Annotated in this window: 15 protein-coding genes; 7 read left to right on the top strand and 8 right to left on the bottom strand. The window is 64.6% G+C overall.

The annotated features are described in order from the left end of the window. Positions 1-7 precede the first annotated feature (7 nt). From E4S61_RS11445 to E4S61_RS11435, 3 genes are read right to left on the bottom strand one after another with little or no spacing between them, the layout of a single operon-like run. Positions 8-394, bottom strand: coding sequence for a hypothetical protein (locus tag E4S61_RS11445; protein ID WP_135304067.1), 387 nt, complete (start codon positions 392-394; stop codon positions 8-10). Positions 395-444: 50 nt separating this feature from the next. Beyond that, complete coding sequence (locus E4S61_RS11440; protein ID WP_135304066.1) at positions 445-1197, bottom strand: class I SAM-dependent methyltransferase; 753 nt, start codon at positions 1195-1197, stop codon at positions 445-447. A gap of 3 nt (positions 1198-1200) precedes the next feature. Next, positions 1201-2085: an aldo/keto reductase gene (locus E4S61_RS11435; RefSeq protein ID WP_135304065.1), complete on the bottom strand. Its 885-nt coding sequence runs from the start codon at positions 2083-2085 to the stop codon at positions 1201-1203. 82 nt (positions 2086-2167) lie between these two features. Here E4S61_RS11435 and E4S61_RS11430 point away from each other — a divergent pair, with 82 nt between their 5' ends. After that, positions 2168-2875 carry an SOS response-associated peptidase gene (locus E4S61_RS11430; protein ID WP_135304064.1) on the top strand — a complete coding sequence of 236 codons (708 nt, stop codon included), beginning with the start codon at positions 2168-2170 and terminating at the stop codon, positions 2873-2875. 38 nt (positions 2876-2913) lie between these two features. Here the strand turns inward: E4S61_RS11430 and E4S61_RS11425 are convergent, their stop codons facing one another. Further along, complete coding sequence (locus tag E4S61_RS11425) at positions 2914-3330, bottom strand: hypothetical protein (protein ID WP_135304063.1); 417 nt, start codon at positions 3328-3330, stop codon at positions 2914-2916. Positions 3331-3391: 61 nt separating this feature from the next. Further along, positions 3392-4003 carry a translation initiation factor IF-2 subunit beta gene (locus E4S61_RS11420; RefSeq protein ID WP_135304062.1) on the bottom strand — a complete coding sequence of 204 codons (612 nt, stop codon included), beginning with the start codon at positions 4001-4003 and terminating at the stop codon, positions 3392-3394. Between the two features lie 197 nt (positions 4004-4200). Between E4S61_RS11420 and E4S61_RS25415 the strand changes: the two genes are divergently transcribed. Then, positions 4201-5454: a hypothetical protein gene (locus E4S61_RS25415; protein WP_167768482.1), complete on the top strand. Its 1254-nt coding sequence runs from the start codon at positions 4201-4203 to the stop codon at positions 5452-5454. Positions 5455-5478: 24 nt separating this feature from the next. Here the strand turns inward: E4S61_RS25415 and E4S61_RS11410 are convergent, their stop codons facing one another. Beyond that, complete coding sequence (locus E4S61_RS11410; RefSeq protein WP_135304061.1) at positions 5479-6576, bottom strand: CapA family protein; 1098 nt, start codon at positions 6574-6576, stop codon at positions 5479-5481. 87 nt (positions 6577-6663) lie between these two features. Between E4S61_RS11410 and E4S61_RS11405 the strand changes: the two genes are divergently transcribed. The 3 genes from E4S61_RS11405 to E4S61_RS11395 all read left to right on the top strand — a co-directional run bounded on the left by E4S61_RS11405 (position 6664) and on the right by E4S61_RS11395 (position 9091). Then, a complete protein-coding gene (locus E4S61_RS11405) occupies positions 6664-7320 on the top strand; it encodes a sugar phosphate isomerase/epimerase family protein (RefSeq protein ID WP_135304060.1) in 657 nt (218 codons plus the stop codon). Positions 7321-7359: 39 nt separating this feature from the next. Further along, positions 7360-8469 carry a pyruvate dehydrogenase (acetyl-transferring) E1 component subunit alpha gene (gene pdhA, locus E4S61_RS11400; RefSeq protein ID WP_135304059.1) on the top strand — a complete coding sequence of 370 codons (1110 nt, stop codon included), beginning with the start codon at positions 7360-7362 and terminating at the stop codon, positions 8467-8469. A gap of 94 nt (positions 8470-8563) precedes the next feature. Further along, a complete protein-coding gene (locus E4S61_RS11395; RefSeq protein WP_135304058.1) occupies positions 8564-9091 on the top strand; it encodes an HTH domain-containing protein in 528 nt (175 codons plus the stop codon). Positions 9092-9093: 2 nt separating this feature from the next. Here E4S61_RS11395 and E4S61_RS25410 read toward each other — a convergent pair whose 3' ends face one another. Further along, on the bottom strand, positions 9094-9249 hold the full coding sequence (locus E4S61_RS25410) for a hypothetical protein (protein WP_164509642.1): 156 nt from the start codon (positions 9247-9249) through the stop codon (positions 9094-9096). A 148-nt stretch (positions 9250-9397) separates the two neighbouring features. On the opposite strand from E4S61_RS25410, the gene E4S61_RS11390 reads away from it, so the two are divergent. After that, positions 9398-10171 carry a DUF4013 domain-containing protein gene (locus E4S61_RS11390; RefSeq protein ID WP_135304057.1) on the top strand — a complete coding sequence of 258 codons (774 nt, stop codon included), beginning with the start codon at positions 9398-9400 and terminating at the stop codon, positions 10169-10171. A gap of 55 nt (positions 10172-10226) precedes the next feature. Beyond that, positions 10227-10787 carry an NUDIX hydrolase gene (locus E4S61_RS11385; protein WP_135304056.1) on the top strand — a complete coding sequence of 187 codons (561 nt, stop codon included), beginning with the start codon at positions 10227-10229 and terminating at the stop codon, positions 10785-10787. A gap of 19 nt (positions 10788-10806) precedes the next feature. Here E4S61_RS11385 and E4S61_RS11380 read toward each other — a convergent pair whose 3' ends face one another. After that, positions 10807-12588: a histidine kinase N-terminal 7TM domain-containing protein gene (locus E4S61_RS11380; RefSeq protein ID WP_135304055.1), complete on the bottom strand. Its 1782-nt coding sequence runs from the start codon at positions 12586-12588 to the stop codon at positions 10807-10809. Positions 12589-12632 lie beyond the last annotated feature (44 nt).

The following is a 12632-nucleotide window of genomic DNA, read 5'->3' as shown; positions in this document are numbered from 1 at the left end:
TGGCGCGCTACGTTGCGTCGACCCGGCGCTCGACGGTCCACTGACAGTCGGCGTCGGACGCCCGCAGTCGGTCGTAGAACCGCCGCAGGCCGTCGGGTTCAGTGGTCGGCAAGACGTGCAGGCGCACGGTTCCGTCGCGGACGGCCACGCGGAACACGTCGGCCGTCTCCTCGTCGCGGACCAACCACAGCGGCATCGGGAGGTCGTGAAAGTCGCCGTAGCGGTACGGTCCGTCGGCGAGGAGGTTACGCACCGTCGCGGCGAGTTCCGGCGTCGCCCGCTCCTCGTCAGGAATGAGTTCGAACTCCGTGCCGCCCTCGTACTCGACCCCCTCGTCGTAGGGGTAGCGGCGTTTCGGGTGGGCGGGAATCGAGAACGACGGCTCGGTCGTCATGCGGCTTGGTGACACGTTAGGTCGCCATCCGGTTTAAAGTCGCGGGCGGATTATGCCGGTTCGGAGCCCTCCGGCAGTGTCAGCGCGACGCTGTACATCCGGCCGACCGACTCGGAGCCGATAGTCGCTTCCAGCTCGTCGGCCCGTTTTACCAGCGGGTCGCCCAGTCCCGGCGGGAGTCGCGCGGCGGCGTGGCGGGCCGCCGCGGCGTGCGCCGAGAGGTGATTCGCCGTCCACGGCACCGGGTCGAGCAACGTCTTTTCGCGGTCGAAGGCCCAGCCGTGACCGACGAACAGGCGGCGGAGGAGCCGCGCCGGATAGAACGAGAGCGCGGGCCGACCGTCCGCAAGTTCGCTCGCGGCGTTCTCGACGGCGAAGAGGTCCCCCACCGCGGCGTCGTCGGGGAGCGGCGCGTAGTCGTCGAGAACGAGGTGCGCCCTCGGTGAGGCGATGCGGGTGAGTTCGGCGGCGACCGAATCCAGCGCGGCGGGCGCGAGGACGTTACAGAGGCCGTGGGCGGTGACGAAGTCCACGGAATCCGTTCGGAGCGGCGTCTCTCGGAGGTCGGCCTCGATAACGACGAGGCGATTCGACTTGCCCCCGCACCGCTCGCGCACGAGAGCGGCGTGTTCGGGGTCGTCGGTGACGGCGTACACCCGCTTTGCGCCCGCCGCCAGCAAGCCCGCCGTGGTGTTGCCGACGCCAGCTCCCGCTTCCAGACAGACGCGGCCCGCGACTGGTCTGTCGGCGAGAGCAGCCTTGACCGTCCGCGGGACGCCCGCTCCTTCGTTCCCGCTCGCCACGGCTCAGTGGTGGAGTTGTTCCGGAACGGGGCTGTCGTCGTGACGCGCTTCCTCGACGAGCGAGCGCTGTGCGGCCTCGTCCATCCCGTCATAGCGCGAGGCGGCGTTCATGACCATCGTCACGAGTTTCGGGTCGCCCGGCGAGACGACGGTGCTCAGGCCCTGTGAGGCCGCGAAGTCGAACCGGTCGCGAATGGTCTCGGGTGTATCGACCGGTTCGTACCAGTTCGCGTACGGCCGGTCCGCTTCCGGCAGTTCGTCCGTCGGCGGCCACGACCCCTTCGCGAAGGCCTTGATGCCGAGCGTGCCGATATCCTCCTCCTCGGCCCGCTCCAAGACGGCCTCGTAATCGTGTTCGCCGTCGTCCTTCGCGACGACGACCGGATTCAGCGGAAACATCACGGTTTCGAGGTCGTCGATGCGGTCGATGGCCGAGAGAATGAGATCGGGGTCACCGTGACTCGTGAGCCCGAGGTGCTCGATTTTCCCGTCGTCCATCGCGTCCCGAACCGCCGCCAGCGCGCCGTCGTCGCCCATGATCTCGTCCAACTCCGACTCGTACTCTAGTCCGTGAATCTGGTAGAGATCGATGGTGTCGATGCCCAGCCTGTCGAGCGAGCGGTCTATCTTGTCGGCCGCGCCGTCGTAGTCCCGCTCCTGGGTCTTACAGCCGAGGAAGATATCCTCGCGATACTGGCGGAGCTTCGGGCCGAGTTTGAGTTCGGCGTCGCCGTAGGTCGGCGCGACGTCGAAGTGGTTGACGCCGTGGTCGAGAACGTGTTCGACCATCTGGTTCGCACCCTCCTGTTCGAGCCAGTTGAGCGCGATGGTCCCGAACGTCGCGACCGTGCTGTCGTGTCCTGTTGTGCCGAGCGGTCGAGTCTCCATAGCGGAGGGTCGGGCCGGACGCGCAAAACTGTTGGCCGCCCCGCGGCGAGGACTTTTGCTCGTCGCCGTCTTCCCTCCGAGTATGTGTGGCCGCTACAGTCTGTTCACGCCGCCAGACGAGATAGAGGAGCGTTTCGACGCCACCTTCGACTTCGAGTTCAAGCCGCGCTACAACGCCGCGCCGAGTCAGTCACTGCCCGTGGTCACGACCGAGGAGCCCGACACCATCCAGCAAATGAAGTGGGGACTCGTCCCGGCGTGGGCCGAGAACCGCTCAGACCACGCCTACATCAACGCCCGTGCCGAGACGCTCGCCGAGAAGCGGTCGTTCGCCGACGCCTACGAATCGCGAAGATGCCTCGTGCCCGCGGATGGGTTCTACGAGTGGCAGGAGACGAACGGGGAGAAACAGCCCTACCGCGTCTGCCTGCCCGGCGACGACCTGTTCGCCATGGCCGGTCTCTACGAGCGGTGGAAACCGCCACAGCGGCAGTCGGGACTAGGCGAGTACGGAGCGAATACGGCGGACGACGAGGACAGCGAAGACGACATCGTGGAGACGTTCACCATCGTGACGACCGACCCGAACGACGCGGTCCGCGAGCTCCACCATCGGATGGCCGTCGTGCTCGCGCCCGACGAGGAGGAGACGTGGCTCACGGGCGAGACGGCTGAGGGGGCGAACTTACTCGACCCCTACGACGGGCCGATGCGGACCTACCCGATCTCGACGGCGGTCAACAGCCCGAGCAACGACTCGCCAGAGATTATCGAAGAGGTGGAGGTATAATCCCGCTCGCAACGTGCGTTTCCGCGTATAAGCCCGGCTTAGCGAACGAACTCGTGTGGATCAGTGTCTTCCGTGAGCACGCGGGAGTTGTCGTCTCCATTCTCGAAGGCTTCGCCAGCCAGCAGTAAGTAGATCGAACTGCCGACCGACAGAAAGAGACCAGCGAGTGGGACGGCGATTTCACTTCCCGAGAGCAACGGGAGCGCCTGCACGATGGCGATTCCAGCAAAGCACACGATACCGAGCCATCTGCCCCACGATCGTCGATACGTGATACCGACGCCCGCGGGAACGAGCAACAGACCGAGGACGAGCTGACTGCCGCCGAGGGCGAACGCGCCGATACTGAGAGCAGAAAGGAGGACGATGACGCCGGAGACTGCGTGGACCAAGCCGAAGACGCAGGCGAGGACGGCGAGCAGGAACACCCCTCGCGCGTCGCTGTTCGATGCCATGTCCGCGAATCGAACTACTGAAATAAAGCTCTAGTGGGCGAGAAAGCCGGATCGACTGCCTTCAGGCGATGTGCCCGAATGCGAGCGTCCCGCTGATGCTCTCGATGTAGGCCTCGACGACCTGCCCTTCGCGCGCGCCAGAGACGAAGATGGTGTACTTGCCCTTCTCGGCGACCCCGTCGCCTTCGCGGCCGGTGCCGGTGATCTTGACCTCGTAGGTCTCGCCCTCTTCGAGCGTGGGCGTCTGCTGTTGGGTGGTGTTGGTCGCGCCCTTCTGGACCGGGCGGAAGGCACCACAGGCCTGACAGCGGAGCATGTCGACGCCGTCCTCGGTCTTGAGGACGGTGTCGGGCAGGCCACACTCCGAACAGGTGACGTACTCGGCGACGTAGGCGTCGATGGCCGCCTGGAAGTCGCCCTCGTCGAAGGAACCGTTGTATCGAGCCTGGTCGCCATCGAACTGCCCGTTGGTCCCGAACTCGCGCTGGATGGCGCGGTGGAGGTGCTGGGCGTCACGCGAGAGCGCATCGGAGATCGAACTGAGGTTCGTCAGTCGCGTGAACGCACCGTCCGTCTGCCACTCTGGGTCCGGAATCGAGAGGCGGTCACCGGCCTCTCTGGGTTGGTCTGGCAGCACGTCGTACGCGCGGTCAAGCGCTGCTTCGTAGTTCATACCTGCTAAAGAGGATTCTGACGTATATGCGTTCTGTGATAGTCGCTGTCAGCGCGCCGACTCGATAGTTGCTATTCGATATGTGTAGTGACCGAGCGGCCCGGTAAGCCCGGCTTCTGGTTCGATACGGTCGCCATACCGAGATAGCGAAATCCTATGCTGGTCATAACAAACCCCGGCTCATTGCTGGCTCACCTATGGTGAACGATCCACCACTGAATCAGTCGCGTAGAGCGTTCCTGAAGACGGCCGGGCTCGCCGTCGGTGGACTCGGCGCTGCCGGCACAGCGAGTGCACACGACGATGACAATGACCGATACATCGTCAAGCAGGGCGACCGATGTTTCCGAATCAAGCCGCTGGAGGGCGACAAGCGTGTCGAGAAGTTCTACAAGTGGGGGAAATCGGAGCGGTACTTCAGTTCTACCGGGACGAAATCTCTCCAGCGAAAGGATACGAGCATCCTATTTCTCTACGACGGACCGAAGGGACTCAGCCTCGTCATCGTCCACGGCTCGCTCAAAGACGGGAGCGACGGCGGCGCGGTCTCGTTCAAGATTACGGACATCCCACGAAAGGCCAAGTGGGTCGTTAAGGACGATTACTACGACAGCGACAGCAACTACGACCGCTGGGACATCGAGAAACGCTCGGCGAAAATCGACTGGACATGGGACGAGGAGCGAACCGACGGCGGCGCGCTCCGCGGCCTCGACGTCGACGATCTTGACCTGACCATCTATCCGAAGTTCAATAAGGAGGCCAAACTCTACGGGAAGCACTACGACGGCCGTATCAAACGCTGGGAAGTGCTCTCCGGCGACCGGAAGGACCCCGACCGCTACAAACTGAAACGCGACAAGAAAGTCCGACTCAAGCGCGGGCGATGTGATGACGACGACGACCATCATCACGATGATGATGATCATCACGACGACAAGGACTGGGACGACGACCACGACGACGATCACGACAAGGACAGAGACCACGACGACGATCACGACAAGGACAGAGACCACGACGACGATCACGACAAGGACAGAGACCACGACGATAAGGACAAAGACCACGACCGGGACCGTCACGATGACGACCATCGCGATAGAGACGAGGACAAAGACCGCGACGACGACCACGACAAGGATCGAGACCGGGATAAGGACCACGACGACCACGACGACGACAAAGACCGAGATAGGGACCACGACGACAAAGACAGAAACCGCGACAAAGACGACGACCACGATAAGGACAAAGACCGGGACGGCGACCGCCACGACAACGGCGACCATAGAGGCCGAGACCACGACAAGAAAGAGGGGAAAGAGAGCAAGAAAAAGCGAGGCGGCAACGATGGCCGAGAGAAGGGCAAAAAGAAAGGAAAAGAGAAGGACAAGCGTGGACCACCTGAGCACTCGAACGCTCCGAACGGCGCAGGACCGCCCAACTGAACCGACGACTATCTCCGTCGCTGTTTAACACTTGCCGAGGGCAATTCTGAGTCCAGTGTCGCGCCGCTCAACGGGCGTCTCGAAGGGAGCCGACAGCGCACGCATGCGGTCGCGGAGCCACCGAGCGGCCGACTCTCTCGCGGGCGTCACTCGCTCGTTTTCGATTTCCACTGGAACCAAGTCGAGTGCGGTTAACGTGCCGCTGTCGATTACGAGTTCGAACAGGAAGCTCCAGTTATTGTGCAACCCGTCTTTGATGACGTAGTCGTCGACGAAGTCGCCGGCGTCGTAGATGATCGGACGGCCCCGATAGGTCTCGATACCCTGAATTACGTGGGCGCTGTGACCGTGGACCACGTCGGCCCCGCGGTCGATGAGCCAGCGAGCGAACGACTGCTGCGTCTCGGACGGTTCGACTTCCCAGTTCGGTCCCCAGTGGAGCGAGACCACGAGGAGGTCGGGGTCTCGCTCGCGGGCCCGGACCACCGCATCACCGACCCAGTTTTTGGTCAGTCTGTTAGTGGGTTTCAGCGGCGCGTAAGCGGACCCCGCGGTGTCCGAACGGGCGGCGTAACTCGGCGACTGGTCGGTCGCGGCGACGACGGCTATTTCGAGGTCACCGACCGCGAACGTGGCCGGTTCGAACGCCGCTTCCCTCTTTCGTCCTGCGCCGGCGGTCGGGATGCCAGCGGCGTCGAGGTGAGAGAGCGTATCCGAAAGCGCCGTCGGACCGAAATCGAGGACGTGGTTATTAGCAAGCCCCGCGAACACCGTCCCGGCGCGTTCGAGGGCGGGAATCGCCCACTCGGGGTGGGCGCGAAAGTAGTATTCCCGGCCGGGGCGGCGCTTTCCGCGGGCGGAGACACAACACTCCAGATTCAACAGCAGGCCGTCCAGCGCGTCGAGTCGGCTGGCCATCTCGCCCCAGAGACCAGCGGGGTCCTCGCGCCAGCGGTCGTTCACGTTCCGGCCCAACATCACGTCGCCGACGAAGCCGAGCTTCACCGTCTCGTCGGTCGAGACCCGGGCCGGACAGGCGGTTTCGACCTCGCTGACGCGACCCAGACAGCCGCCGAGGGCGGCGAGCGACGAAGCGAGGACGGTTCTGCGGGTCGTCACAATGTAACAGTGAGGACAGGCAACGCCTTGAACGTCGGCCTCGTCGGCGGGCCCGGTATTTTAGGTGACGACACGACGTAGGGACGTGCGATGCATCTTCTCGGGAAGTGTCCACCCGACCCCGACGAACTCGCTGCGGCGGCCAAACGCGGCTTCGACGGCGTCGAACTCCACCTGCGGCCCGAGCATCTAGAAGACGTGACGGCGACGGCCGAGACGGTCGAACGGTCGCCAGTGGACGCCGTCGCCGTCCACACGCTCCACGCCCGCCCGGACGAGGAGCGGCCGTTCCGCCGAAGCGACGAACTGGCCAGCCGCCTCGACGCGCTGCTGGTCGTCCACAGCCAGTACGCGCTGCACACCCACATCGACGACCTCGAAGCGTACGACTTCGCCGCCGCGTACGGCTACGAGAACAACCCCGGCGCGAGCGCGTTCCACCTCGAAAACCTCGTCTTCAGGCGTGGACATTCCCTCGTTCTCGATACCGCCCACCTCTACCTCTCCGAATCGAACTACGAGGAGGCGCTGACGGTGCTCCTGCGTGACCACGGCGACCGGATTCCCCTGATCCACTTCAACGACGCCACCCGAACCGAGGACGGTCTGGCGTTCGGCGACGGTGAGATGGACCTCGAACGGACCGCCCACCTGCTGTCTGAGCGGTACGACGGGCCGGTGGTCCTCGAAGTGATGCCTGACGCGCAGGCCGACGCTCGCCGGGCGGTCACCGAGTGGCTCTCGTAGCGCACCTTTTTGCCGGTCTGTTTCGTCTGTCCCGACAGCATGGCCGCTGACGTTCTCGACCGAGCGCCCGACGACCGCGTGCAGGTACTCGACGCCGACGGCGAGGTCGTCGCCCCCTCGCTCGTCCCGGACCTCGACGACGAGACGCTCGTCTCGATGTACCGTGACATGCGATTCGCTCGGCGCTTCGACGAGCGCATGATCAACCTCCAGCGGCAGGGACGACTCGGCACTTACGCCTCGCTGGCCGGACAGGAGGGCTCCCAGATAGGCTCGACGTACGCGCTGGCCGACGAGGACACCATCTTCTACCAGTACCGCGAGCACGGCGCGCTCGTCGCCCGCGGCCTCCCATGGGAGTATCTTCTCTATTGGATGGGCCACGAGCGGGGCAACGCCGCCCTCGCGGACATCAACGTCTTCCCGCTGAACATCTCCATCGCGGGCCACGTTCCCCACGCTGTCGGGTGGTCGTGGGCGGCGAAGAAGCGAGGCGACGACCGCGCGGGCGTGGTCCACTTCGGCGACGGCGCGACCAGCGAAGGAGACGTCCACGAGGCGATGAACTTCGCCGGCGTCTTCGACACGCCGACGCTCTTTTTCTGTAACAACAACCAGTGGGCAATCTCGGTCCCGCGCGAGCGCCAGACCGCGAGCGCGACCATCGCTGAGAAGGCACAGGCGTACGGCTTCGACGGCGTGCAGGTCGACGGAATGGACCCGCTCGCGACGTACGTCGTCACCGAGGCGGCCCGCGAACGGGCGCTCGACCCCGACGAAGGCGCGGCCCGTCCGACGCTGATAGAGGCGGTACAGTACCGCTTCGGGGCCCACACGACCGCCGACGACCCCGACGTGTACCGCGACGAAGACGAAGTCGAGGCGTGGCGCGATAAGGACCCGCTGGTTCGGTTTGGCACCTTCCTTTGGAACCGAGGGTTGCTGGACCGCGAGCAGCTGGACGCGATGAACGAGGAGATCGCCGAGACGCTCGCGGACATCGTCGACCGAGCCGAAGCGTCCGCCGCCGACCCGCGGGACCTCTTCGCAGATGTCTACGCCGAACCGACCGACGAGTTGCTCGCCCAGCACGAGTATCTAGAGACGCTCCGCGAGCGCCACGGCGACGAGACGCTGCTGGACGAGTGATGAGATACTGCAGCGATGAGAGAGTGATGAGACAGCGGCTATCGAACCCGTCTGTAATCCACACGCCTATCAGCCCCGTCGTGGTACAGCCAGTATGGTCCAGATCGACCTGACCAGCAGTCAGGAGCAGACGCTCACTGCGCTGGTCAATCGGCATCGTACGGCGGAGGGCCCGGTCAAGGGCCAGACCGTCGCTGACGAGGTCGACCGGAGTCTGGGAACGGTCCAGAATCAGATGCAGAGTCTCGCGCAACTGGGTCTCGTCGACAGCGTCTCCGGCCCGGAAGGGGGGTACGTCCCGACCGAGCTCGCGTACGACGCGCTCGGCAGGGAACCGCTCGAAGAAACGGAGTCGATGCGGATGGCCCACGAGTACGAACGCCTCGACGTCACTGTCGACCGCATCTCCCTTCGCGGCGTCCACCATCCCGAGCAGTGTCGTGCGCAGGTCCACCTCCAGCAATCCGTCGGGGAGTTCGACGTCGGGCAGGCCGTCGCTGTCGGCCCGACGCCGCAGCACGGGCTCGTCGTCGCCGGCGAGATCGCGGCCATCGACGACACGAGCAACACGCTGATACTCGACGTCGCGCAGATGGAAGCGCCGGTCGAAGCGCCAGAGTAGCGCTACCGATTCCACTCGTAGAACCACCAGACGCTCCCCAACAAGAGCAGCCCCGCGCCGAGTGCGGACGTTGCCGGTTCGGGGAATATGAACAGTACGAAGCCGACGAGAAGCATGGTGGCCGGTCCGAATTCGTCGAGGTGGTCACTGAGTGCCATTGACCGGCTGTACACGTCGTGCCGACAAAGAACTTCTTGCTCCATCTCGTCGGAATTATACGGCAGGCCCCCGTCTCCTATCTTCGTAGATACTGCGCAGAAACGCGTCAGAAGGTATTTACATAGCTTCGGTGATTGCTAGCCCGACATGATAGAAGATGGTCTCCGCTATCAGACACAGGGCGACGACTGGCTCGAACGCGTACTGCTCGGTGGTATCGTCGGACTCCTCGGCATATTCGTCATTCCGGCGTTCACGTTCAGCGGGTACATGTTAGCAGTGATGCGGCGAGTGATGGGCGGCGATACGCAGAACCCGCCGGAGTGGGGCGACCTCGACCTCGTCGAGTTGACCGTCGATGGATTACGACACACCCTCCTCGTCCTCGCCTACGTGTTTGCTCTCCTCGTCGTCGCCGGACTGCCGTTGCTCGCGTTCGTTCTGGGTGGGATGACCGTCGAATCGGGTAGCGCGTTACTGATGGTCGGATTCCTCGTCGCGTCGCTCGTCTATCTTGTGGGGATACTCGTGCTAGCGGTCGTCCTCCCCGTGGCGACGGCCAACTTCGTCGCGGAGGACAGCGTCACAGCCGGGTTCGATACGGACGTATTGCGAACCGTCGGGACCAACGGAACCATGCTGAAAGCCATTGTCTTCGGCATCGTGGTCAATATTATCGTCCAGGCGGTCGGGAGTATCCTGTTGTTCACCCTCGTCGGAATCCTCCTGCTTCCGTTCATCGGTTTCGTCGGCCAATCGGCCGTCATGTACATCTGGGCGCAGGGCTTCGCGGATGCCTACGACGAGGAGTACGGCCATCCGCCGCTCGAAGCACGTGGAGCAGGCGTCGAAGACGCTGTCGGAACGACGGGCTTCGACACAGAGACGAACGTGGACACCGACGAGGGGCACCGGTACTGATTCAATCGCGGGAAGTCGAAGCGCGTAAGACGCCCCTCCGAGATTGGTAGGCCATATGAGCAACGACGCGGCCGACGCGCATCCGAACGCCAGGCAGGACGTCATCGCAGTGGACGCAGACGACACCGAGACGGGGACAGTCAACCGCCTCGACGCCCACACCGGCGACGGCATCCGCCACCGAGCCTTCACCGCGCTGCTGTTCGACGAAGACGACCGCGTGCTGTTGGCCCAGCGAGCGGCGACCAAGCGCCTCTGGGACACCTACTGGGACGGCACCGTCGCCTCCCACCCTGTGCAGGGCCAGACGCAGGTCGAGGCCACGAGAGAGCGCCTCGAAGAGGAGCTGGGTATCACGCCTGCCCAGTACAACGATCTCCGGGTGACCGACCGCTTCGAGTACAAGCGATACTACGAGAACGCTGGACTGGAGTGGGAAGTCTGTGCCGTGTTGCAGGCGACCCTCTCGGACACGTCGCTCGATCCGAACCCCGGCGAGGTGGACGGCCTGCTGTGGGTCCCCTACGACCGCCTGCGCGAACACCCGGAGTACTACCGCCAACTGCGCCTCTGTCCGTGGTTCGAGATTGCGATGCGCCGCGACGAGGAACGGTAAGCGGTTCGTTCTCGCAGCGTCAGCGTTCTGACACCGCCGCGTCGGCAGACGCATTTGCCGACCGTTCGTCGCTCGCCCGGCCGGTCGGGAGGTCGTCGCCCGCTCCCGCCGCTGTGTCGCGGTCCGTGCTGGCCGCCGGCAGTTCGATCTCGACGGTCGTCCCGTCGCCGTCGTCCGGGACGAACTCCAGTGTCCCGCCGACGTTGCGGACGACCCAGTGGACCAACCAGAGCCCGACCCCGGAGCCGTGCTGAAGTGGCGTCTCCTGTCCGGCGAGGATGACGTCTCGTTCGTGCGGGGCGATACCGGGTCCGTCGTCGCTGACGCGAACGAGGACGCCGGTTTCGGCGTCGTCGGTCGTGACCGTGACCGCGACCGTCGGCGGCCCGTCACTGTGTTCGATTGCGTTGTCGAGCAGTTCGCCGAACGCGAGTGTCAGCGACGGGCCGCCCTCGACTCTGCAGGACTCCGGACAGGACAACGTCACCTTGCCGTTTGGCGTCTGCTCGCGAGCCTCCTCGACGACCGGGACGAGCAGTCGGCGCAAGAAGACCGGTCGAGTCTGCTCGTTCTCTAGGGCCTCCGAGACGCGCCCCATCTTGTTACTCCGATCGACGATCGCGTCGACCGTCTGCAGAATGCGGTCGATACGCTCCCGTTCCGAGTCGGGGACGCTATCGCGCAGAAGGTCGGCGTTCCCGCGGACGACATTCATCTCGTTGCGGATGTTGTGTCGGAGGAGGCGGTTGAGCACGTCGAGGCGCTGTTCGCGCTGGCGGCGGTCGGTCACGTCTCGCAGGCTGACGAGGTGGCCCGAGACGACGCCGTAGGCCCGATACAGCGGTGTCACTCGAACGTCGTAGTACCGCACCGCGCCGTCGCGCTCCAGTCGCGTCTCCGTCTGCGCTCGCTCGCCGGTCTCGGGCAGTGTCTCTGCGAGCGCCGGAAGCCGACGTTGCAGGGACTTCCCAGAGAGTCCAGCGGTGTCCTCGTCGAATAAGTCGGCGGCCGCCGCGTTGACGTCGACGATGCGGTCGCCCTCGTCGACGATGATGACTCGGTCGTCCATCTCGGCGAAGATGGCTTCCCGACCGAGGTCGCGGGTCACCGGCGCAACGTCCAGCAACCGTCCGCGCAACAGCGCCAGCGAGAGGACGATTCCGGAGACGACGTACGCCAGACTGGTCGGGTCGAGCGTCTCGGTGAACTCGCCGAGCGCGTACAGCGACTGCGTGACGGTCGGCACCGTAATGGCGAGCAGCAGCGCGAAGCTCTGGCTCTGGAACAGTTCGTTAGTCCGCAGCATCTGTCGGACCAGCAGGACGCCGCCAGCCAGAATCAGCGTCAACATGTACGCGAGGTGGGCCCACCGAGCCAGTCCCCAGACCGGCACCAATGCGCTCGTCTGGGCAAGAATCTCCGTCTCGGAGCCGGACCAGACCAACCCGTGTCCCTGATTCGACCACACGAGAGTGACGAACAGTGCCGGTTCCGCGAGCAAGAGCGTGACGCGTCGCTTCGTGAGCCAGTGGGGGTGGCCGGTGTATTCCAGGACCGTCACCAGCCACGCGACGGGGACGACGACGGAGAGCGTCAACTGCACCTGTAGTAACCGCACCATCGTCTGTACGTCCGGCACCGCCAGTTCCAGTCCGTAGGCGACGGTCCAGAGACTGGCGGCGACGACGAACGCCGCAAGGGGGCCGGCACCGGGTCGGTCCCGGTGGAGCCAGACGAGAACGGCGACGCCCATCCCCACGACGGCGGCCAACAGCACCACCGAAAGCGGCGATAGCAGCATCTGCTTCGACGGTAGCCTGACTGCGGGATAAACGTTCTCTGCCC

The organism is Haloarcula amylovorans (assembly GCF_004681185.1).
Lineage (GTDB): Archaea > Halobacteriota > Halobacteria > Halobacteriales > Haloarculaceae > Haloarcula > Haloarcula amylovorans.
Note: the sequence above shows the minus strand (reverse complement) of the source record. Positions and strands in the feature narration are given on the sequence as shown.

What these genes read in the sequence shown, in the direction of transcription:
- E4S61_RS11430 (WP_135304064.1), top strand. Translation starts at nt 2,168, where the DNA reads ATGTGTGGCCGCTACAGTCTGTTCACGCCGCCAGACGAGATAGAGGAG.
- E4S61_RS25415 (WP_167768482.1), top strand. Translation starts at nt 4,201, where the DNA reads ATGGTGAACGATCCACCACTGAATCAGTCGCGTAGAGCGTTCCTGAAG.
- E4S61_RS11380 (WP_135304055.1), bottom strand. Translation starts at nt 12,588, where the DNA reads ATGCTGCTATCGCCGCTTTCGGTGGTGCTGTTGGCCGCCGTCGTGGGG.
- E4S61_RS11420 (WP_135304062.1), bottom strand. Translation starts at nt 4,003, where the DNA reads ATGAACTACGAAGCAGCGCTTGACCGCGCGTACGACGTGCTGCCAGAC.
- E4S61_RS11395 (WP_135304058.1), top strand. Translation starts at nt 8,564, where the DNA reads ATGGTCCAGATCGACCTGACCAGCAGTCAGGAGCAGACGCTCACTGCG.
- pdhA (WP_135304059.1), top strand. Translation starts at nt 7,360, where the DNA reads ATGGCCGCTGACGTTCTCGACCGAGCGCCCGACGACCGCGTGCAGGTA.
- E4S61_RS11445 (WP_135304067.1), bottom strand. Translation starts at nt 394, where the DNA reads ATGACGACCGAGCCGTCGTTCTCGATTCCCGCCCACCCGAAACGCCGC.
- E4S61_RS25410 (WP_164509642.1), bottom strand. Translation starts at nt 9,249, where the DNA reads ATGGCACTCAGTGACCACCTCGACGAATTCGGACCGGCCACCATGCTT.
- E4S61_RS11385 (WP_135304056.1), top strand. Translation starts at nt 10,227, where the DNA reads ATGAGCAACGACGCGGCCGACGCGCATCCGAACGCCAGGCAGGACGTC.
- E4S61_RS11435 (WP_135304065.1), bottom strand. Translation starts at nt 2,085, where the DNA reads ATGGAGACTCGACCGCTCGGCACAACAGGACACGACAGCACGGTCGCG.
- E4S61_RS11405 (WP_135304060.1), top strand. Translation starts at nt 6,664, where the DNA reads ATGCATCTTCTCGGGAAGTGTCCACCCGACCCCGACGAACTCGCTGCG.
- E4S61_RS11425 (WP_135304063.1), bottom strand. Translation starts at nt 3,330, where the DNA reads ATGGCATCGAACAGCGACGCGCGAGGGGTGTTCCTGCTCGCCGTCCTC.
- E4S61_RS11390 (WP_135304057.1), top strand. Translation starts at nt 9,398, where the DNA reads ATGATAGAAGATGGTCTCCGCTATCAGACACAGGGCGACGACTGGCTC.